3 protein-coding genes and 1 tRNA gene are annotated in these 2,374 nt (G+C 64.6%); 3 read left to right on the forward strand and 1 reads right to left on the reverse strand.

Annotation, left to right across the window (positions count from 1 at the left end; genetic code table 11):
- Positions 1 to 161: 161 nt before the first annotated feature.
- Entirely contained in the window at positions 162 to 797 is a 636-nt protein-coding gene (locus tag ACZ52C_RS41950; protein WP_469079788.1) for an MSMEG_1061 family FMN-dependent PPOX-type flavoprotein, read from the forward strand.
- Between the two features lie 178 nt (positions 798 to 975).
- On the opposite strand, the gene ACZ52C_RS41955 is transcribed toward ACZ52C_RS41950, so the two are convergent.
- Positions 976 to 1,060, reverse strand: a tRNA-OTHER gene (locus ACZ52C_RS41955).
- A gap of 297 nt (positions 1,061 to 1,357) precedes the next feature.
- On the opposite strand from ACZ52C_RS41955, the gene ACZ52C_RS41960 reads away from it, so the two are divergent.
- Together ACZ52C_RS41960 and ACZ52C_RS41965 are read left to right on the forward strand one after the other, a co-directional pair.
- Positions 1,358 to 1,690 (forward strand): DUF6083 domain-containing protein, encoded by a 333-nt coding sequence (locus tag ACZ52C_RS41960; protein ID WP_469079790.1) that lies wholly within the window; start codon positions 1,358 to 1,360, stop codon positions 1,688 to 1,690.
- Positions 1,691 to 1,912: 222 nt separating this feature from the next.
- Positions 1,913 to 2,203 carry a CPCC family cysteine-rich protein gene (locus ACZ52C_RS41965; protein ID WP_469079789.1) on the forward strand — a complete coding sequence of 97 codons (291 nt, stop codon included), beginning with the start codon at positions 1,913 to 1,915 and terminating at the stop codon, positions 2,201 to 2,203.
- Positions 2,204 to 2,374 lie beyond the last annotated feature (171 nt).

Here is a 2,374-nt window from a genome sequence, read left to right on the forward strand (position 1 = left end):
GGAACAACACCCATAACTCGTCTGGCACCAACCGCTCAACCAGATCCGCCATGCACGGTTCAACGAATGATCAGGCCATAAGAAACGGTGTCTAAAGCGGGAGTGACCGCGTCGTGGGGGCCACATGCTCCCACCTCGCGCACAGGGCTATGATCGCCAGAGTGGATGACGCCCCGATACCCCAAGCTCTGACCAGTGAGGCGCAACTCCGAGAGTTGTACGCGGATCCCGGAGAGCGGGCGCTACGCAAAGAACTCGACCACATCGACGAGATGTCGCGCCGCCTCATCGCGGTCTCGCCCGTGGTGTTCGTCGCCACCAGCGATGCCAATGGCCGCTGTGACGTGGCTCCTCGGGGCGGCGCCCCCGGTTTCGTCACGGTCCTCGACGAGCGTCACGTAGTGATTCCGGACGCGACGGGGAACAATCGGCTGGACAGCTATCGCAACATCCTGGCCAACGGGCACGCCGGGCTCAACTTCGTCATCCCCGGCCGGGACACAACGCTTCGTGTCAACGGCGCAGCCTGGATCACGTCCGATGAAGACCTGCTGGCGCGGCTGACCCCGGTGGGCAAGCCGCCGAAAACTGCGCTGGTCGTGCGGGCCGACGAAGTTTACGTCCACTGCCCCAAGGCGTTCGTCCGGTCGAAACTCTGGCACCCCGAGGCATGGCCGCTCAAGGAAGAGCAGCCGACGCCGGCCGAGGTCGCTCATGCTCATCAGCGCGACCCCAACTTGACGCTCCCCGAGGTCGAGCAGGATCAGCGTGACTCCCTCCTGTACCGGCTGGCCTGATTCGGTAGTCACCGCGAGTGCTGTACAGCAGGGAGGTACAGCAACCACCGCAACCATCCCCGATCATCATCGGGCCCAAGCGACTGTCTGACGTGCTCGGCAGACCTCAGCGACCGCCCCGCCCGTAGTTCGCATCGAGGGGGTGGGCCAGCGCGGGAAGGGGTGGGCGTATCGAGGGTGGCCACGGCCCGGATTCGAACCGGGGTCTCCGCATCGGGCGAACCCGCGTACGACGTCTTGGGCCGCTAAAACGACTCATGGCCAGACGGATCGTACTGGCTCAGAGACTGGCAAGCCCACCTCTTTTTGGGGATGACGCCTCAGGTCGAGCCATCTCCGAGCTTGGATGACTGCGCCTCTGATCGTCGAATGAGGCCAAATCGCGACCTACCGGGATCCGGTCAGATTCGCCCACACTCAAACACATGGGGGCGATTCGGGATCGTGACCAGTTGGCATGCCATCGCTGCGGGGAGACCAACCACACCGTGCGTGAGCGCGGACGGTTCGGCCTTATGGCGAGCTACTGCGAGAGGTGCTGGAACACCTTCGCCAACGAGATGGCCGAAGCCGACGGAGCCACGGCCGCGCCCAGACCGGACCCCGACCCTGACGACGTCACATGGATCGATCCACCTGTTTGCCCGGAATGCGGTGCACTGATCCGCGTATGCCCCACCAACTACGACCGATGGGTCAGCCTCGCCACGGTGGAGTTGCCCGCCAAGGACGTCCCAGAAGCCTTCCGGTGGCGTTTGACGAGGCTCCCGGACCGATCCCCCATCCTTATGGACATCGTGGCTGTACGGGTCCGTGGAATCGATCCACTGCCGAGCGAACCCGTCGTGCCGGCCCACCGCATGATGTGCGTGCCCGAGTGGGGCGAGCCGTAGAGCGCGGCGGAGAACACGAAGTGCGGTCCGCGTCTCTCACGTGCCCGATCAGGTGGCGACCGGCAGGGAGTAGCGGGGAACACCGGGGAACGAACCAAGAACCCGCACGTCAGCGACTCGCCAGGTCAGGCCCGGTCCGCATACGCGATCTTCCAACCTAGGACTGTAGATTGGGCGGCATATCCGGATGCGCAGGCAGCGGGACTTCGCCAGGATGCGGCCGTGACTGAACCCTTCATCAACGTGAACCGCGGCCCACAGGGCGGGCCCTATCCGTGTCCGTGCTGTGGCTACATGACGCTTGCCGAGCGCGGCCTCTATGAGATCTGCCCCGTGTGCTTCTGGGAGGACGACGGCCAGGACGATCGCGACGCCGACAGGGTACGCGGCGGACCGAACGGCCGGCTGAGTCTGACTGAGGCCCGTCGGAACTTCCACGCCATTGGCGCCTGCGACGAGCGGCGTATCCAGTTCGTTCGGGAGCCACTGTCACACGAGCATCCGCTGTCCTGACATCACCCGTTGACGGGCCGTCCCGGGGCCGTCAGAGGGTGCTCAACGACGACCAACGCTGACAACCGACGACAGCTAAGAGCTCGTTTCATTTGGTGGGTTATGGACCGGTATCCGACACGAGTTGAGCCAGCTGGCGCAGGCGTTGGCAGTAGCAGAGGCCGTCTGCTT

The sequence above is a fragment of the Streptomyces sp. NPDC034049 genome, from assembly GCF_055575575.1.

Bases quoted from the DNA above. Each gene is read 5' to 3' on its own strand.
- ACZ52C_RS41960 (WP_469079790.1), top strand. From the start codon at position 1,358: ATGGCCGAAGCCGACGGAGCCACGGCCGCGCCCAGACCGGACCCCGAC.